Source organism: Mycobacterium sp. (genome assembly GCF_032161845.1).
Taxonomy (GTDB): domain Bacteria; phylum Actinomycetota; class Actinomycetes; order Mycobacteriales; family Mycobacteriaceae; genus Mycobacterium.
On record NZ_JAVRQA010000536.1, the window covers coordinates 1 to 16,865 of the forward strand.

18 protein-coding genes and 4 tRNA genes are annotated in these 16,865 nt (G+C 63.1%); 8 read left to right on the plus strand and 14 right to left on the minus strand.

From position 1 onward, the window contains the following. Positions 1-615: CaiB/BaiF CoA transferase family protein (locus QOD90_RS29910; protein WP_526355948.1), on the minus strand; the 615-nt coding region annotated here is incomplete at its 3' end. Continuing rightward, positions 612-1,052, minus strand: a complete 441-nt coding sequence (locus QOD90_RS29915) for an SRPBCC family protein (RefSeq protein ID WP_526355950.1) — start codon at positions 1,050-1,052, stop codon at positions 612-614. The genes QOD90_RS29910 and QOD90_RS29915, both read right to left, overlap by 4 nt. 82 nt (positions 1,053-1,134) lie before the next feature. Here QOD90_RS29915 and zwf point away from each other — a divergent pair, with 82 nt between their 5' ends. From zwf to QOD90_RS29935, 4 genes are read left to right on the plus strand one after another with little or no spacing between them, the layout of a single operon-like run. Continuing rightward, positions 1,135-2,652 carry a glucose-6-phosphate dehydrogenase gene (gene zwf, locus QOD90_RS29920; RefSeq protein ID WP_526355952.1) on the plus strand — a complete coding sequence of 506 codons (1,518 nt, stop codon included), beginning with the start codon at positions 1,135-1,137 and terminating at the stop codon, positions 2,650-2,652. Between the two features lie 9 nt (positions 2,653-2,661). After that, entirely contained in the window at positions 2,662-3,015 is a 354-nt protein-coding gene (locus QOD90_RS29925) for a UBP-type zinc finger domain-containing protein (RefSeq protein ID WP_526355954.1), read from the plus strand. Between the two features lie 22 nt (positions 3,016-3,037). Continuing rightward, positions 3,038-3,982 (plus strand): cation diffusion facilitator family transporter, encoded by a 945-nt coding sequence (locus QOD90_RS29930; protein WP_526355956.1) that lies wholly within the window; start codon positions 3,038-3,040, stop codon positions 3,980-3,982. Next, on the plus strand, positions 3,979-4,125 hold the full coding sequence (locus tag QOD90_RS29935; RefSeq protein ID WP_526355958.1) for a hypothetical protein: 147 nt from the start codon (positions 3,979-3,981) through the stop codon (positions 4,123-4,125). Before QOD90_RS29930 ends, QOD90_RS29935 begins: the two co-directional genes overlap by 4 nt. Here the strand turns inward: QOD90_RS29935 and QOD90_RS29940 are convergent. From QOD90_RS29940 to QOD90_RS29990, 11 genes are all read right to left on the minus strand, one after another. Continuing rightward, complete coding sequence (locus QOD90_RS29940) at positions 4,122-5,684, minus strand: phytoene desaturase family protein (protein ID WP_526355960.1); 1,563 nt, start codon at positions 5,682-5,684, stop codon at positions 4,122-4,124. The two genes, QOD90_RS29935 and QOD90_RS29940, sit on opposite strands and share 4 nt — an antisense overlap. 51 nt (positions 5,685-5,735) lie before the next feature. Beyond that, positions 5,736-6,341, minus strand: a complete 606-nt coding sequence (locus tag QOD90_RS29945; protein ID WP_526355962.1) for a TetR/AcrR family transcriptional regulator — start codon at positions 6,339-6,341, stop codon at positions 5,736-5,738. A gap of 40 nt (positions 6,342-6,381) precedes the next feature. Next, the gene (locus tag QOD90_RS29950; protein ID WP_526355964.1) at positions 6,382-7,179 is read right to left on the minus strand and encodes a hypothetical protein; all 798 of its coding nucleotides are present in this window, start codon (positions 7,177-7,179) and stop codon (positions 6,382-6,384) included. A 648-nt stretch (positions 7,180-7,827) separates the two neighbouring features. Further along, positions 7,828-9,147, minus strand: coding sequence for an LLM class flavin-dependent oxidoreductase (locus tag QOD90_RS29955; RefSeq protein WP_526355966.1), 1,320 nt, complete (start codon positions 9,145-9,147; stop codon positions 7,828-7,830). Beyond that, entirely contained in the window at positions 9,144-9,485 is a 342-nt protein-coding gene (locus QOD90_RS29960) for a hypothetical protein (RefSeq protein ID WP_526355968.1), read from the minus strand. The genes QOD90_RS29955 and QOD90_RS29960 overlap by 4 nt, the downstream gene beginning before the upstream one ends. Before the next feature lie 27 nt (positions 9,486-9,512). Next, positions 9,513-11,075 (minus strand): sodium:solute symporter family protein, encoded by a 1,563-nt coding sequence (locus QOD90_RS29965; protein ID WP_526355970.1) that lies wholly within the window; start codon positions 11,073-11,075, stop codon positions 9,513-9,515. A 216-nt stretch (positions 11,076-11,291) separates the two neighbouring features. Further along, positions 11,292-12,521 (minus strand): LLM class flavin-dependent oxidoreductase, encoded by a 1,230-nt coding sequence (locus tag QOD90_RS29970; protein WP_526355972.1) that lies wholly within the window; start codon positions 12,519-12,521, stop codon positions 11,292-11,294. Beyond that, on the minus strand, positions 12,514-13,488 hold the full coding sequence (locus QOD90_RS29975; protein ID WP_526355973.1) for a PLP-dependent cysteine synthase family protein: 975 nt from the start codon (positions 13,486-13,488) through the stop codon (positions 12,514-12,516). Before QOD90_RS29975 ends, QOD90_RS29970 begins: the two co-directional genes overlap by 8 nt. A gap of 432 nt (positions 13,489-13,920) precedes the next feature. Next, a tRNA-Phe gene (locus QOD90_RS29980) sits at positions 13,921-13,994 on the minus strand. A 31-nt stretch (positions 13,995-14,025) separates the two neighbouring features. Next, positions 14,026-14,102: transfer RNA gene (locus tag QOD90_RS29985), tRNA-Asp, on the minus strand. A gap of 45 nt (positions 14,103-14,147) precedes the next feature. Then, positions 14,148-14,220 (minus strand) — tRNA-Glu (locus QOD90_RS29990). A gap of 148 nt (positions 14,221-14,368) precedes the next feature. Between QOD90_RS29990 and QOD90_RS29995 the strand changes: the two genes are divergently transcribed. The 3 genes from QOD90_RS29995 (at position 14,369) to QOD90_RS30005 (ending at position 15,300) form a co-directional block, all read left to right on the plus strand. Further along, positions 14,369-14,444 (plus strand) — tRNA-Lys (locus tag QOD90_RS29995). Then, the gene (locus QOD90_RS30000; protein ID WP_526355980.1) at positions 14,433-14,582 is read left to right on the plus strand and encodes a hypothetical protein; all 150 of its coding nucleotides are present in this window, start codon (positions 14,433-14,435) and stop codon (positions 14,580-14,582) included. Before QOD90_RS29995 ends, QOD90_RS30000 begins: the two co-directional genes overlap by 12 nt. A 211-nt stretch (positions 14,583-14,793) precedes the next feature. Beyond that, positions 14,794-15,300: a hypothetical protein gene (locus tag QOD90_RS30005; RefSeq protein WP_526355974.1), complete on the plus strand. Its 507-nt coding sequence runs from the start codon at positions 14,794-14,796 to the stop codon at positions 15,298-15,300. Here the strand turns inward: QOD90_RS30005 and QOD90_RS30010 are convergent, their stop codons facing one another. Beyond that, positions 15,301-16,308: an oxygenase MpaB family protein gene (locus QOD90_RS30010; protein ID WP_526355976.1), complete on the minus strand. Its 1,008-nt coding sequence runs from the start codon at positions 16,306-16,308 to the stop codon at positions 15,301-15,303. 67 nt (positions 16,309-16,375) lie between these two features. Here QOD90_RS30010 and QOD90_RS30015 point away from each other — a divergent pair. Then, a partial coding sequence (locus QOD90_RS30015; RefSeq protein ID WP_526355978.1) for a TetR/AcrR family transcriptional regulator occupies positions 16,376-16,865 on the plus strand: 490 nt, incomplete at its 3' end.

Sequence of the window (16,865 nt, forward strand, 5' to 3'; positions counted from 1 at the left end):
CGCCTTCATCGTCCACAACATCTGGGCCAGCACGCTGACCCCGTCGACCATCGCGGCGTCGATCACCTGGCCCGTGCCGGACCGCTCCCGTTCGTAGAGCGCGGCCACGATGCCCACGAGCGCGAACATGGACCCACCGCCGAAATCGGCGACCAGATTCAGCGGCGCGACGGGCGGGCGGTCGCGGTAGCCGATGGCGCTCAGCGCACCGGTCTGCGACAGGTAGTTGATGTCGTGCCCCGCCGTCTTCGCGAGCGGACCGTCCTGACCCCACCCGGTGATTCGCGCGAAGATCAGCCGCGAGTTGACGGCGGCGCAGTCGTCGGGGCCGATGCCCAGGCGCTCACACGTGCCGGGCCGGAAGCAATCGAGCACGACGTCGGCCTTGGCGGCCAGGTCCAAAAGCCGTTGGGGCTCCCGCTTCACGTCGAGGTCGACGGCGCGCTTGCCGCGGTGCAGGAGGTCGACGTTCTCGGCGGGCATTTGCAGTCCGCCTGGTCTGCGGACCCGAATCACGTCCGCGCCCATGTCGGCGAGCATCATCGCGGTATGCGGGCCGGGCCCGATCCCGCCGAGCTCGATCACTCTTACCCCGGCCAGGGGCCCGGTGTTCAACCCTTCTTGAGCTTCAGTACGTGCTTGCGCAGACCGTCGGTGGCGGTCTCCATTCCGCCCTTCAGGGTGCGCTTGAGCAGGAAGCCAGGCATGGGGATGGACAGATCGATGGCCATGTCGAACCTGACCTTTGTCTTGTCCCCGTTGGGAGTCAGCGTGTAGCTCGCGTCCTGCTTCTTGAGCTGGCCCGACTTCACCAACGTCCAGCTCACGCCACTGTCGGTCCAGGTGTATTCGATGACCATCTTGTCGGTGATACCCGCGGCCTTCACGGTCATCTCGACCTGCTTTGGCCGGCCGTCCGGGTAGCTCTCGAGGATCTCGGCCTTCTGATATTGCGGCGACCACGTGGGTGTCGCCTCGACGTCGGCGATGACGTCGAGGATCTCCCCGGGGGTTGCTTCGATGACCACTTCGCGCGAATCACTGGTTGCCATGCCCGCGACCTTAGCCAGCGGGCAACGGCAGTTGATGGCTTTCGGCACGCGCCGTTCTCGACGGGGTGGAAGCATCGACCACGTGGCTACGAACGACTTGGAGAATAAATTGGACCTCCCGCAGTCCATCGCCTACCCGGCCGCGGGCGCGCGACCACACCGCCGCGACGAGGATGCGCTCCTACCCCACGTGATCGTCCTGTTCGGCGCGACCGGTGACCTGGCCAAACGCAAGCTGTTGCCGGGCATGGCGTACCTGGTCCAGTCCTCGCTGGCGCCCAAGATTCGGGTGGTCGGGACGTCGTTGGAGGACCTGACCGACGACGAGTTCCGTGCGCTGACGAAGGAAGCCGTCGATGCATTCGGCACTCACAAGCTCACCAAGGAGCAGTGGGACAACTTCGCCAGCCGCATCACCTACGTTCCGCAGGGCGCCGGGCCCGAGGCGCTGGCCGCCGCCGTGACCGGGGCCGAGAAGGATCTCGGCCCGGAAGTCCGTCGGCTGCACTACCTTTCGGTACCGCCGAAGGCTGCGCGGGCGGTCATCACGATGCTGAGGGACGCGAATCTGGTCGACCGATCGCGGGTGGTGATGGAGAAACCCTTTGGCACCGACCTCGCCAGCGCCATCGAGCTCAACGACTTCGTGCACGAGACGTTCCGCGAACGGCAAATCTTCCGCATCGACCACTTCCTCGGCAAGGAGGCGGCGCAGAACATCCTGGCGTTCCGCTTCGCCAACGGGTTGTTCGAGCCGATCTGGAACCGCAACTTCATCGACCACATCCAGATCGACATCCCGGAGACCCTCGGCCTCGATCAGCGGGCGAATTTCTACGAGAGCACCGGCGCCTACAAGGACATGGTGGTCACCCACCTGCTGCAGGTGATGGCCTTCGTGGTGATGGAGCCGCCGACTGCATTGGAACCTCGCGCCATCAGCGAGGAGAAGAACAAGGTCTTTCGATCCATGCTGCCGATCCACTGCAACGAGGTGGTCCGCGGGCAGTACGCCGGCTATCGCAACGAGAAGGGGGTGGCACGGGACTCGGACACCGAGACCTTCATCGCACTGAAGGTCGGCATCGACAACTGGCGCTGGGCCGGCGTGCCGATCTATCTGCGCACGGGAAAGAAGATGGCCGAGGGCATGCGGATCATTTCGATCGCGTTCAGGGAGGCGCCGCGCACGATGTTCCCGGCCGGCTCGGGTGTCGGTTCGCAGGGGCCCGATCATCTGACGTTCGACCTCGCCGACGCGTCGAAGGTGTCACTGTCGTTCTACGGCAAGCGGCCGGGCCCCGGTATGAAGCTCGACAAGATGTCCATGCAGTTCTCTACGCAGGAGACCGAACAGCTCGGCGACGTGCTGGAGGCCTACGAGCGGCTGATCCTCGACGCGATGCGTGGCGACCACACCCTGTTCACCACTGCCGAGGGCATCGAATCCCTATGGGAGCGTTCGGCTCAACTGCTGGAGGACCCGCCGCCGGTAAAGTCCTACCAGCCAGGAACCTGGGGTCCGAATGCCATCCATCAGCTGGTTGCGCCGAACGCGTGGCGGTTGCCCTTCGAGCGGGCGTGGCGCGAGAAGAAGTAGGGTAAACCCATGACCGATGCGGTGAATCCCACCATCCCGCCCAGTGGCACGGGGTGCGTCGAATGCACTGCGGTCGACGGGTGGTGGGTGCACCTACGTCGCTGCACGGCATGCGGACACATCGGCTGTTGCGACGATTCGCTGGCCCGGCACGCTTCGGCGCATTGGCGCGAGACGGGGCATCCGATCATCCGCTCGTTCGAGCCAGGCGAGGACTGGTTCTGGAACTTCGACTCGAACGAGTACTACGACGGGCCGGAACTCGCTCCGCCGGAATGTCATCCGGTGAACCAGACGGCACCGGGGCCCAGCGAGCGCGTTCCGAAGGACTGGATGACGCAGCTGCAGCGACGGGGTGACTGACCTTCGTGGTTGAGTCGCTGGAGTGGTGAAGGCTGGAGGCGACAGCACGCTGACCGTCGTCGTAGCGTTCGGCGCGAACCTCCTGGTCGCGTTGGCGAAGTCCTTCGCCGCCGTAGTGTCCGGTTCGGCTTCCATGACCGCGGAGGCAGCGCATTCCTGGGCTGACACCGGCAACGAGGTCTTCCTGCTGATCGCCAACCGGCGCAGCGTCCGCGAACGCGACGAGCGGCGCCCTCTCGGCTACGGGCGCGAGGCGTACGTGTGGTCACTGCTCGCTGCGGTCGGCCTGTTCGTCGTCGGTGCCGCCGTCTCGATCTGGCGGGGAATCACCGAACTCCTCCACGGCGCGGAGTCTGCCGAGGACTACCGGCTGGCCTATGTCGTCCTCGCAATCGCCTTCGTCCTGGAGGGCGCTTCGCTGCTGCAGTCGCTGCACCAACTACGCAGGGACGCAAACACATTCGAGAGCGATGTCCTGCAGTACGCCTTCGAGACATCGGACCCAACGGTGCGGGCAGTCTTCGCGGAGGATAGCGCCGCACTGATCGGTATCGCCATCGCATTCCTGGGCATCCTGCTGCACCAGCTGACCGGTGAAGTCGTGTGGGATGCCATCGGCTCCATTCTGGTCGGCGTCGTGCTCGGCGTGGTGGCCGTGATCCTGATCAACCGCAACCGGATCTTCCTCACCGGCGAGGCGGGCCCGCCGCGACTCCAACGAGCACTTCGCGACGAGCTGGCGAGCTTCCCCGAAGTGGCGTCCGTGCGCTTCCTCCGTCCCGAGTTCATCGGTCCCAAGCAGATCTTCGTGATCGCGAGCGTCGACCTGGTCGGCGACGGGGTCGAGTCGTCGATCGCGCGCACCCTCCGCGATCTGGAGCACCGGTTCGAAGACCAGGTGCCCTACGTCGTCGAAGCCGTCCTCACCGTTTCCGAGCCCGACGAACCGGGTATCGCGTCGGGATGAACAAAGAGCCCAAGACAAGCGAGTCGGACTCCGGACCCGAGGGTGGCGAAGACGTGCAAAGCGACCCGGCGAAGGGCGCCGAGGACCGGTCTGACTGGTCCGACGAAGGTGGCGCCACCCCCACCGGCCCCGCCGACGACTAACGCGCGTCGGCAAGCGCCTGCACGGCGGCGTTGTATCCCGGGATGAACGTGATGCCCGGCCCCCCGTGGCACCCTGCACTGCCCAGGTACAGACCGTCAATCGGAATCGGCTGGTCGATGAATCCCCTTGGCCCTGGGCGATTTGGACCCATCTGCTCGGGGTGGATCAAGCCGTGGCAGTAGTCACCGCCTGGCGCACCGAACATGGTGGCCATGTGCCGTGGCGTGAACGTCGTGTGCCGGATGATCTTCGACTCGAAGTCGGGCGCCACCCGGGTGATCTTCTCGATGACGCGGCGACCCATCTCGACCTTGAGGTCGCCGTAGGACGCATGTTCGTACTCGACGGGGAACCACATCGAGAACGCCGACACCGCATGCCTGCCGTCCGGCGCCAGGGCGCTGTCGTGCACCGAGGGGAACTGCATCGCGATCGCCGGATCGGCAGGAACGATTCCGCGGCGGCTGTCCTCCCACTGTTGCTGTAGCTCTTCCGGGGTGCTGAAAAGCCCGATGGCCGACTGCATCTCGGGGTCGTTGAGCTTCTCGTAGGGTTCGGCGAAGGTGGGCATCCCGTCGAGGGCGAAGTGCATCTGAAGGTAGCTTCCGCGGTGGTCGACACGCGAGAACCGATCGCGGACATCGGACGGCACCGCGTTCGGGTCGATCAACTTGGTGACCGTGAGGTCGGGTGCCAGACCCGAGACCACGATGGCTGCGTTGATCGTCGAGCCGTCCTCGAGTCGGACGCCGGTGACCCGCCCATCGGCCACCAGGATCTCCTCGACCTTGCTGCGCAACCGCAACTCGCCACCGTTGGACTCCAGCACTTCGACGAGATGTGCTGTCAGGGCGCCGATTCCACCGCGAAGCTTCTTCATCAGTTTGGCGTTCTCGTCGGGAATCGCCAGACCGAACGCCAACGCTGCCGCACTGCCGGGCGTGGCGGGCCCGCGGTAGGTGGTGTTGATGGCCAAAAACGAGAGCATCCCCCGCAGGGCTCCGTGTTTCTCGGCGTCGGGGAGGTAGCGGTCCAGTACGTCGGTGACGGAGCCAAACAGCATGTCGGTGATCGCCGAGCGCTCGAATTCGTTTTGGGCGCAGGCATACATCTCGTCGATGGTCTTGGGCGGCATGCCCGCATCGAACCGTCCCAGCGCGCGCGTCGGGGCTTGGCTCCACGCCATCAGGCCAGCCATGCCGTTGACCGCCTCGGCGCCGTGCACGTCGTTGAGGTGGGTGAGTAACTTCATCGGATCGGTGTAGTAGACGACGGGCTCATCCCCGATCCCGCGCAACGACACCGACATGACGTCGAGGTCGACGGTCGGCAAATCGTCGAGCCCGAGCTCGGCACTGACCTTCGCCGACGTCGGGAACTGTAGCGAGCCGGCGATCTCGAATCGATACCCGTCGAAAAGCTCTACGGTGGAGGCCATTCCACCGGCATACAGCTTGGAGTCAAGGCATAGCGTTCGGACGCCCGCCTTTGCCAGAATGGCCGCCGCGGCCAGCCCATTGTGACCCGCGCCGATGACAATCGCGTCGAACTCCGTCATCGTCCGAGGCTGGCACGGTACTCGAGTTTTGTCAATAATGACGAAACTTGATCAGCGCTCGTCGCTGATGCCCGCTGCGACCACCTCGAGCGCCGTGCGACACAGCCGGGCCAGCTCGGGGAGCGACCGCTCGTCACTCAACATCCAGACCTCCATCGCGCCGAACACGGCAGCGGCGATGCAGCGCGCGGTCACCGTCACGCGCAATCGTGCGTCGGCGGTGGGGTCGGCCGGTTCGTCACGGGTGAGGTACTCCTCGAGCGCCTCGGCGAAGTCGGCCTCGACCTGCCGGATGTGGCGCACGATCCGCCCCGGGTCGAATTCCTGTGCCCGCAACTCCGCGATCTTCGGCATGGCCGCGGCGTCATACGGCGCCGCGAGAATCGCCGAGTGCACGGACTCAATGAGCGGTTCGCCTGGCGACCGGACGGCCAGCGCCGTTCGGAACCACTGGAGCCCAGCGTCATAGTCGGCGAACAGCAGGTCGTGCTTCGAGGTGAAGTGCCGATAGAAGGTACGCAGCGACACTCCGGCGTCCGAGGCGATCTGCTCGGCGGAGGTGTCCTCCACCCCCTGGGCGAGGAACCTCACCAAGGCGGCTTGGCGCAACGCTTCGCGCGTGCGTTCGCTGCGCACCGTCTGCGCAGGTCGGACCATAGGGGTAAATTACCCCGTCATCGCCGCAGCTCGACAAGCGCTAGGCGGAGACCTCGGGGCCGACCGGTATCGCCGAGCGATATTGCAGGGGGCCGAGGTCCCGTCGGCTTCGACTGAATCTCCACACCATTTTCAGCGCCCAACTGTCCGAATGCACCTCGCCGTAGTGCAGAACCAAGGTCGTACGCAGCAATCCCGGCGCACAGGGAAGATTGCCGTGAAAGGTGCGATAGCCCCAGAACAGGTAGGCGTCGCCCGGTCGAAGTTCGACGAGGTGCTTCTCGGGCGCGGCCTGAACCGTTCTCGAGATGCGGCGCCGGTACAGCGAGTTGTGAGTCAGGATCATGTCGACGAGATGTGATGCGAGAAAGCGACGGAACCGGCGCTTGTTGCCAAAGGCCGCCAATTCACCATTGGTGCCGATATCGGCCTCCGGAATGAATATCGGCACGACCATCGTGAGAACGGCTCCGTCGTAATGGAACCGGTTCGAGCGCGCCTTCGGCCCATTGCCGGCGCGGACGAGCATCGAACACCGGATGTCGTTGTTTGCCGAGTCAGCCTTGGGCCATCGGAGCTTGGCGGCATCAATGAAGAGTTCGCGGAATGCAGGGTCGGATACCAGTTGATGGGCCGGTGAGCCGACCTCGTGATCGGCTTCGGCGATGAAGAAGTCGCCGTCGCCATTGTGTGCGATGCAATAGTCGACCGACTCGCGCATGGCATTTAGCCATTCATCGGAGAAGACGTTTCGCAGCCTCACCACACCTTGGTCGTCGAGCTCATTCGCGAGCCATGTTGGCGTAATGCCGTCGAGACTGATGACCTCGTCGTTCACCGCACACCACCCTTTCACGCTGCCAGCAATACGCCCCCATCCGTTTCCTCAGTACTTCCGTGCGGGCACCTTTCGGACCCGTGGATCGATCTTGATCATGAACGGACGATAACTTGCTGACGTCAGAGTTAGGTAATCAATTGTCCAAGTTGTGACAATCGACAGCGGATGAACAGGCCGCGCTTAAGCCACTGACAGGTCGGTTGTAGCTCGAGCCAGGAATGAAGATGCTTCCCGTCGCGAGGTCTCAGGCCATCGTCAATAAGCCTTCCTGGGCTCGCTTTTCGTAATTGGCAGGCTCGTTGATTCAGGCCTCGACATTCGTCGATCCGGAGTGTTCACCAACTGAATGTCCGAGCGTTTGGACTTCGCCCGGCCCGCACGATTCGACGTCGAGATGACGATAGCGGACGGTGCAAGATTTGCTAGATCTCCCCATGCGGGCGCGTTGGCGAGGTGCACCACGCCGGGCTGATCATATGACAGGGTCGCCACACCTGATGGCACCACGTCGCGGCACTGCCGTCGGCCGCGAGACGTTGACCTGGCCGGTCAGTCGGGAAATTGCGCGCTTCGACGATCGATCCATCGCCCATAGAACGCAGCCATCAAGATGTAGTAGTACGGTGCCGGAAGCCTCCGTGGCGATTAATACTCCTGCAGGCTTTCTCGCAAAGTGGTTCCGGGGTACCGGGTCCGGAAGCGGCCGCGACGCTGCAACTCGGGCACCAACAACTCGGTGACGTCGTTGAAGCATCCGGGCGTGTCGGTGGCCAACAGCATGAAGCCGTTGCATCCACCGTCGTCGAGATAGTGCTCCATCTGGTCGGCGACATCGGACGGAGTGCCAACCGCGACCGGTGCGCCCATCGAGACGCCGTAGATCTGGGCCGCCTCCCGCACGGTGACCGGGGCGCCGTCCTTGGCTTCCAGGATGGCGTCGAACAGACCGCGGATGCCCTGTACGTCGGCGTCAACCACGTTGTCGTCGAGGCCGAGCGTCGAGAAGTCAAATCCCGTGTGTCCGGACAGGATTCCCAGCGCGCTCTCGATCTCCACCTTCTCGACGAACTCCGCGTACTTGTCGTTCGCGCGGGATTTGTCGCGGTCGATGATCGTCTGCAGTCCGTAGATGAGCTTGACCGATTCCGGGTCGCGTCCTTGATCGTCGGCGCGAGTCCGGATGTCGTCGGCGTAGGCTCGCATGCTCTTCGGCGTCGGGAAGATCCCGAACACCGATTCGGCGTGCTTGGAAGCGAATTGGCGACCTTGCTCCGATGAGCCGGCCTGCCACAGTACGGGTCGCTTCTGCGGAGACGGCGCGACGAAGTGGCGGCCCTTCGACTTGAAGAACTCGCCTTGGAAGTCCACCTCGCGGATCTTGGACGGATCGGCGAAGACTCCGGTCTCGCGGTCGTAGACGATGGCGTCGTCGTCCCACGAATCCCACAGTTGATACAGCAACTGCATGTACTCCTCGACGACCTCGTAACGCTTGTCGCGCGGCGTAAGGTTGTCCTTGCCCATGGCCTGGAACTCGCTCTTGGAGTACGACGTAACGATGTTCCAACCGACGCGGCCACCGGTGAGGTGGTCCAGCGAGGACAGATGACGAGCCATCATGTACGGCGGCACGAACGACGTCGACAGCGTGATCCCGATACCGAGGTGCTTGGTGAAGGCCCCGATGATCGGCACCAGCGTGGCGGGTTCGTGCACCGGGAACTGGCCCGCGTACTTCACGACGGGATCCGAGTTGCCCTTGTATGTCGTGTACGGCGCGAGTTCGTCGGCGATGAACATCGCGTCGAACAGTCCGCGTTCCATGATCCGGCCGAGGTCACGCCAGTACTCGGGCCGCGACCAGTGGTAGCCCACCTTGTCGCGCGGATGGGCCCACATGGATGAGGCGTGGTTCATCACCCCGTGCTGGACGAAGCCCAGCAGGTGCGCTTTCCGCTGGGTCACGTGGCAGTCCCGGCACGGTCACCGCGCAACTCGAGGATGAAGGCCACGATCACCGCTGCGGCGGTTCCGAGTCCGCTGAACGCAAGCACGTACCAGAAGGCGCCGCTGTAGGACGCAACGACCAACACGACGAACGACGTCAAGACCGCCAGGGAGGCCTTCCACGTGAAGCCCGGAACCAGTGCGATCTCCGAAGAGTCGACTTCGTTGTGAAATGCGTCGACTCCCGTACCGGCGGCCAACTCTCGTCGGATCCGGACGAAGCTAAGCGCACCGACGATCAGGTATATGGCGGCGAGCACTAGGCCGATGCCAGCGCCTATGTAAAACAGTGTCACGACAGTGCCTTTCGGGTGTTTCGGCTCTTATTGCTGTCCGGCGGCGACGGCGTCACCGGGAGCGGGATGCGTCGGGTCCTCTTGCCTCTCGGTGGCTGCAGTCGCGATGTCGCGTTCGAGGAGCGCCGCCTTGCCTTCAGACAGGCTGTCGAAGTCGAACCGAGTGTCGGCGCGCAAGCTCACCACGACCGAGACGATCGCCGACGCCGCGATCAAGCCGATGATTCCGAAGAGCGGTCCGTAGGTGGGCCCGAGCGTCTCCCGGAGCGGACCTCCGACCGCGATACCCGCAAGCACACCCGCGACGTACCCCGTCCCCGTCATGCGAGACCAGAAGATGCTGAGGGTCACCGGAATGAGAAGACTGGTGCCGTAGAAGTACACCGTGGTCACGAGATTCACGTAGTCGATGCCGGTCAACACCACGCCACCCGCGATCGCGGCCGCGACGATCATGCTGGTCTTGGTGATGGTGAGCAGCGTGCGCTCGGACACCTTGGGCCAGTATCGATGGACGATGTCGACCGCGACCAAGGAGGTCACACCCGAGAGGGCACCGTCGATCGCCGCGAAGCAGGCATTGACGACGACGAGCGTATACAGGGCGATGATGAACACCGGCAGGCCGAGACTGGCGATGACGTGCGGGCCGATCGCCCCTGCACCCAGCGAGCCCAACTGCTCGGGTGTCACGCCGTAGGCGAAACCGATGAAGCCGAGCAGGCCGAGCGCTAGCGGAATGGGGTAAAACCACACGCCCGCCCACAAGAAGCTGCGGCCGAGATCCTTCGGCCTGATCGCCCAAACACGTTGCCAGAACGACTGATCGGCAATGACATTGGTAAGTAGCCCGAGCGCCAAGGCAAGACCGAAGCTCGCAGCGGTGACGGGATTGAAGGGATTCAGGTGCTCGTCACCACGAGCCTGAACCTCATTGAAGACGAGGTCGGCGCCGCCGGCCTTGGCGAGCGCGAAGAGCACCACCACGGACGATCCGACGCCGAGGAGCAGGGTGTTCAACGTTCCCGTGACCGCGGATGTCGTCAACCCACCGAAATAGGAGTACACGGTGACCACGACGACACCGATGATGACGATGCTGATCGGGGTGAGTCCGAAGATCTTGTTCATCACGAGCACCAACCCGGCGAGGTTGATCATGATGACACCCAGCAGCGCGCCGATCAGGAAGACCAGGGTCGCCACGCTGCTGATCGAGTTCTGGAATCGCGCGCGGATGAATTCCGCGAGTGTGTATCCGGACGGCATCTTCTGTCGGAGCTTCAAGGCGAAGGGCACCATGATGATCACGGCGAGCCCGTTGGGCACGATGAACCAGACCAGGCCCGAGGTCCCCCAGGTGTATGCCTGGGCGGACGACAGCATCACCGCCATCGACCACGTCCACACCGAGATGAGCGACGCCACGCCGAACCCAAAGCCGAGAAGTCGGCCGGAGATCACGAAGTTGTGTGTCGTCTTGACGGCGCCCTTGACTGCGAGGGCGATGAGCAACAGGACGACGCCCGGACCGAACAACAGCGCATATCCCAATGTGCCTGACTGCCGGATGAATTCGAGGTGCGGCACGGCCGGTCTCCTTGTGTGGTAACGGGGTGGTGAAGCGTGAAGCTGGCTGGCGGGCACAAGTGATCGCGCCGAGGCAGAGGGCACCTCGACTCCTGGCCGTGAGCAAGGGGCAGTCTTCAAAGACTAGGTACCACCGACATGCGCGTTAATCGTTTAGATCGTGGTGAACCGAACTGACCCAACGGATTGAGGTTGCGCAGGTCGTCTCGATTGCGCTCAGTGATTGGCGGCAGGCTTCCAACCAAGTTCCGGCGCGATCTCCTCGGCGAACAATCGCAATCGTCTGACGTCGAGGTCCGCTCCTAAGGTGCCTTCTCTGACGGAAGGAAACAGCCCGGTGGTGGGAAAGAAGTCGGTGACGAACCCCAACAACGCGGGATCTTCTTGAAGCTGCTGAACGATTTCCTGCGAGGTACCGGTGCGCGCTACGGAACGTAGGTAATCCTTCGGAGACAGCGAACCCAGTTGCGGGAAACGGGCTTCCAGCGTTCTTTGAGTAGCAGACACGTGCGATCCAAGTTCGTCCGCTATTGCGTCTGCACTCTCCCCGTGAAGGGTGAATCTCTGCGCCCCTACTCGCGCTTCCTCGAGACTCCCGTTGAGTGCTAGCCATTCTTCGAGGTAGCCGACGATGAACTGAAGCTGATGAAAAATTACATGGTCATGGAACGCACCGATCATGATTCCGTTGCCATTTCGTGCAATCTTCCGAGCTCTTTCCTCACTGCTGGCTGTCTGCCACACCCTGCGCCTCAGACTCGGCGCCGCGGGAAAGAGGCGCTTCGGCTCTTGGTCTGCTTTCGCCTGTTGGCCTGCGACCGAGTCCGAGGTGGACAGCTGCGCTCCGGACGTGCGCTCAAGGGGTGTACTGGTGTCATTTACCCGAACGTCGACGACGTGGGCGAACTCCGCAGAGCTCCGCTGTTCCAACAGATGATGAAGGATTTCGAGATTACGGTCGAACAGTTCGTGCCTTGCCGAGAAGTCGACTCCAAATGTGTTGAAAGCCTGCAGGTCTCCTCTGGCTCCCCCTAATCCGATCTGAACTCGGCCGTCAGATATCTCATCCAGTACCGCGAGGTCTTCGGCCAGTCTGATCGGGTGTTCGAAAGGCAGCGCAATTACCGCTGTGCCCAGATGGATTCTCTTGGTCCGTGCCGCGGCAGCGGCGAGCACGACCAGCGGAGATGGAACACCGCCATCCTCGGGACTGAAATGGTGTTGCCCGATCCAGACGCTGTCGTATCCGATCTCCTCGGCCGCCACAATGCTTTCTACGAGCTCTTCATATGTTCTGCGCGCCGGTCGGTCCGCTGGGCTGGGTACTTGAGTGAAGAATCCTAATTTGAACTGCTTCCCCGGTTGGCGCAGGCGCGTGGCTCGCTCTTCGATCTGATCGTGAGTGAGCTGATTCTCGTCGCTGGTCGTCCGCTCGGATTCAGACATGGCTACGGAGGGTTCCGTTCTCGTCGAATGCGTCCTGGAACAAATAGCTCGAGATGTAGCGATCTGCGGAATCCGGGACAAGCGTGACGATCGTTCGAATCGATGGGTCTCGGCGTTCAGCGACCTGCCTGGCGGCGGCTACTGCGGCTCCGCCGCTGAGACCGGCGGGGATCCCGGCGTATCTGGCGAGTTTTCTGGCAGTGACAGCCGATTCGGTCTCAGTGACTCGGAGAATCTCGTCGACTACCTCGTCTGCGAAATTCGGACTCTTGAAGTTGGGGCCCAACCCATAAATCTTGTGCGGATTGAATTCCTCGCCACTAAGAACTGCCGAATTATCGGGTTCCACCGCGATGATTTTGATATTCGGATTCTTTTCCTTCAGGAATGACCCGACGCCGCTGATCGTCCCTCCCGAGCCGACCCCGATTACTACTGCATCGACATCGCCGGCGGTATCCTCCCAGATTTCGGGCCCAGTCGTTGCTCGATGTACTTCGCGATTGATGGGAATGACGAACTGATTTACGAAGAATGCGCCTGGTGTGTTGTTGGTGATTCTTTCGGCTTCCTCCACCGACCCTCGCACACCGTCTTCCTTCGGCGTCAAGACAAGCTCCGCCCCTAGGTTTTGTATGACAACCTTTCGCTCATAGCTCGTGTCTTCGTAAATGACGATGACAACGCGATATCCGCGACTGGCTCCCGCGGCGGCGAGGCCGATGCCGAGGTTTCCGCTGCTCGCGGCCACGATGGTGCCCCCTGGTCGCAGCTTTCCGCTCTGCTCTGCGAAGTTGATCGCGCCGACTGATAGCCGGTCCTTCACGCTAGCCGTCGGGTTGTAATACTCGAGCTTCAAAAGGAGGTCTGTGCCATCCACTGCGAGCTGGTTATTCAATCGCACGATGGGCGTGTTTCCCACTGTTTGTGTCACATCGTCGAAAATTCGCTTTTGGCTGATTACCACTTTGTCTCGTATCCGTATGTTCGTCGGGTTGGAAAACTGCGTCGTAGGCCCGCGGGAGTCGCTCCACACAGCAGCAGTGGTGAGTGGAAAAGAAGTAGCGAATGTGCTCAGGCTCCGCGTGCCTTGAGCGAGATCTAGCCTTGTCGATCGAACAACGCCACTGCGGAGTCGGCCACAAACAAGCGCAAATTAGCATTGCGTGGTGGGCTTCGAAACGTATAAAACCAAGATGAACCGAACATGCCAGCGTGATGCGAGCGATGCGAGTAAGCACCCCGTCAGAGGAAGAACTCGCCGAGGGTGCGGCTCATCAACCCCTGGTCGATGAGAGACGCATCGCGGCCGTGCCCGCTGTGACCATGGCTCAGGTTTATCGCCGCCGTAGCGGCGCCTAGGGCGGGCTAGAAAGCCCTGAACTGCAATGACTCTGAGTGGCCAGGGCCGGGATCGAACCGGCGACCTTCCGCTTTTCAGGCGGACGCTCGTACCAACTGAGCTACCTGGCCGGGACGGCACGGAATTCCTTGCCTCGCCGTATGGCGACCCTGACGGGACTCGAACCCGCGACCTCCGCCGTGACAGGGCGGCGCGCTAACCAACTGCGCCACAGGGCCTTGCTTTCCTGCGTACTGCTCGCTCCGCGTTGCCGCGTTGCGTCGTACCCCCAACGGGATTCGAACCCGTGCTACCGCCGTGAAAGGGCGGCGTCCTAGGCCGCTAAACGATGGGGGCCAGAGCCGAATCTCTTCGGGGCACTCGTCAACGCAAGCGCGTTGGGAGCTTCGATAGCTTAGGTTACCGACCCCCAATTCCTCAAACGCGGGTCTCCCTTGCTCCCGCGGCGATCCGCCCAACGCCGGCAAGTATCCTGATCCTCCGCGCCCCTATAGCTCAGTTGGTAGAGCTACGGACTTTTAATCCGCAGGTCCTAGGTTCGAGTCCTAGTGGGGGCACCAGAAGTGCCAGTTCGCCTCGTCGCCGAACGATTCGAGGGCGAACTTCGGATCGGGACCGGGATCAACAGCGGTTTCGTGATCGCCGGGATCACTAAGACCACCGGCGACACGATCCTTCTCACCGACCCGTACTTCTGAACGGGCGTGTCATAGATGTAGGCGTGAGCGGTTCCCGCTCGCGCCGCCTCCCCGAGCAATTCCACCCGTCGCCTTTCACCAGATAGGCGAGGCGTGGGAGGCGTGTCCGCCCTAGAGCCTGTCGTCGGATTGCATGCGGTTGGCGGCGTGTCAATGGTGCACGGTTGCTCAAAGGGTTGCGGATTGCCGCATCTGGTCTAACCTTCCGAAAATGAGGTCGGTCCTGGCATTCCTGACGGCGCTGCTCGCACTGATGGCGTGCTCGGCGTGTGGCATTTCTCATGGAGCTTCCGGCACGTCCGTCGTTCGCGCCGCCACCAGCGCGAGTGCACGGGGCACCGACGTGCCGGAGACCCTGGCCGCCGCGACTGCCGCCGCCCAAGCCAACATCGATCGCTTCACGGCGGGCCAGTTCGCGGACGTCTGGGAGCACATGGAGCGAGACGTCCGGGACGGCATCACGCAGGACGACTTCGTGACGTTCTACAAGACGTGCAAGAAGCCCGGCCCACCGATCAGCGTCACGGGCGTGCGGCTGGCGCCCAACGACGAAGCGATCGTGCTCATGAAGATCAATGGCGTCGAGAAATCGCGGATCATGGTCTACGAGGACGGCGCTTGGAACATGCAAGCCACCGACGACTTCGCCGCGCATCTCGGTGAGCCGCTGAAACAGCTCATCGCGGAGGAGACGGCAGCCGGCCTCTGCACCCGCTGATCAGACCTTCGGGCAGTAGTGCATCGGATTGTCCCGCTCGTCGAGCGGCGGCAGGTTGCGCGCAGGCGTCTCCGGCAGCGGCGCGTCGGCAGGGCTGCGGCCCGTTACGCGGTCCCAGCCCGCCCGACCACGGGGATGCATCCGGCGGCGCTTGGGCAGAAGCGAGAAGGCCACGTGCACCAGCTTGCCGAGCCGACGGTGCAGCCACTCGTCGCGCCCAGACCACGTGTAGCCCATCAAGTCCCGGACCGCCGGATCGTAGAGGCCAACGGTGAACCAGACGAAGAAGGGCGCTACCAGCTTGCGCTGCTGCCGCCACATCCAGTCCGGCATCTTCTCGGCCCACGGCGGCTTGGGCAGGTCGGTCAGATCAAGCACGGCGCGCGCCGCGTAGTTGTTCTCCAACACGTTGCGGCACATGTGGTCCCAGTACTTCTGAAAGTCCTCCCACGACTCCGGGACCGGACGCATGCTCATCCCGTACATCCGATACCACTGGACGTGCTCGTCGAAGAGCTGTCGTTTCTCGGCCTCGGTGATGCCACCGCAGAGTCGCTCCGCGACGATCAACGTCCCGACGAAGAACGTCGAGTGCGCCCAGTAGAAGACGTCCGGGTTCAGCGCGTGATACCGACGACCTTGCGCGTCAATGCCTTTGATGTCCGTGTGGTACTCGCGAACCTCGGCGCCCGTGCGGGGGGCACGGTCGGTGTCGAAGACGACCCCGCCGATCGGATACAACGACCGCAGCAACCGCGGCCATCGTTCGCGGAAGAAGGTCGAGTGCTCCTCGACCGCGGCGCCGAGCTGGGGATGCATGTTCTGCATCGAGCCGGCCCACGGGCCTTGCAGCAGCCCTCGCCAGTCACCGAAGTACTTCCACGTCAACGAGTCGGGCCCGAGCGCAACTGGCGGAGCGTCGTAACCCCCTGGCGCCACCGGGCAGCTTGCGGCGAGCGGTTCTGCCGCGCTGGTCACCGGGCACACCTCGGACGTATCTTGAGTCACTGGTGACCTTCCCTGGGGTCTACGCTTGTTTGACTACGAGCGTTGTCATAGTGAGCTTAGGAGCGATGTGCCTTCCGGTCAACGACGGGGCCGCTGGTCTGGCGTACCACTGCAGGACCGCCAGACGCTGCGGCGCGACGAGCTCATCGTCGCCGGAGTGGACATTCTTGGCGGGGAAGCGGGTTCTGCACTCACCGTCCGCGCCGTCTGCCGTGCTGCCGGACTCACCGAGCGTTACTTCTACGAGAGTTTCGACGATCGGGACGGCTTCGTCAGGGCGGTGTACGACCACGTCTGCGGCACCGCGATGACGGCACTCACGTCCTCGACGACACCGCGCGACGCGGTCGAGAGGTTCGTCGCCCTCATGGTCGACGACCCGGTGCGGGGGCGGGTGCTATTGATCGCGCCGGAACGGGAGCCAGTGCTGACGAAGTCGGGCGCAGAGTGGATGCCCAACTTCATCGAACTGCTGCAACACAAACTGACGCGCATCACCGATCCAGCGGTTCAGGCCATGGTGGCGACGGGCCTCGTCGGCGCGCTGACGGCGCTGT

Excerpts from the sequence above, each read along its gene's own strand:
- QOD90_RS29915 (WP_526355950.1), bottom strand. The coding sequence starts at position 1,052 with ATGGCAACCAGTGATTCGCGCGAAGTGGTCATCGAAGCAACCCCCGGG.
- QOD90_RS29925 (WP_526355954.1), top strand. The coding sequence starts at position 2,662 with ATGACCGATGCGGTGAATCCCACCATCCCGCCCAGTGGCACGGGGTGC.
- QOD90_RS29935 (WP_526355958.1), top strand. The coding sequence starts at position 3,979 with ATGAACAAAGAGCCCAAGACAAGCGAGTCGGACTCCGGACCCGAGGGT.
- QOD90_RS29940 (WP_526355960.1), bottom strand. The coding sequence starts at position 5,684 with ATGACGGAGTTCGACGCGATTGTCATCGGCGCGGGTCACAATGGGCTG.
- QOD90_RS29945 (WP_526355962.1), bottom strand. The coding sequence starts at position 6,341 with ATGGTCCGACCTGCGCAGACGGTGCGCAGCGAACGCACGCGCGAAGCG.
- QOD90_RS29970 (WP_526355972.1), bottom strand. The coding sequence starts at position 12,521 with ATGTCTGAATCCGAGCGGACGACCAGCGACGAGAATCAGCTCACTCAC.
- QOD90_RS30005 (WP_526355974.1), top strand. The coding sequence starts at position 14,794 with ATGAGGTCGGTCCTGGCATTCCTGACGGCGCTGCTCGCACTGATGGCG.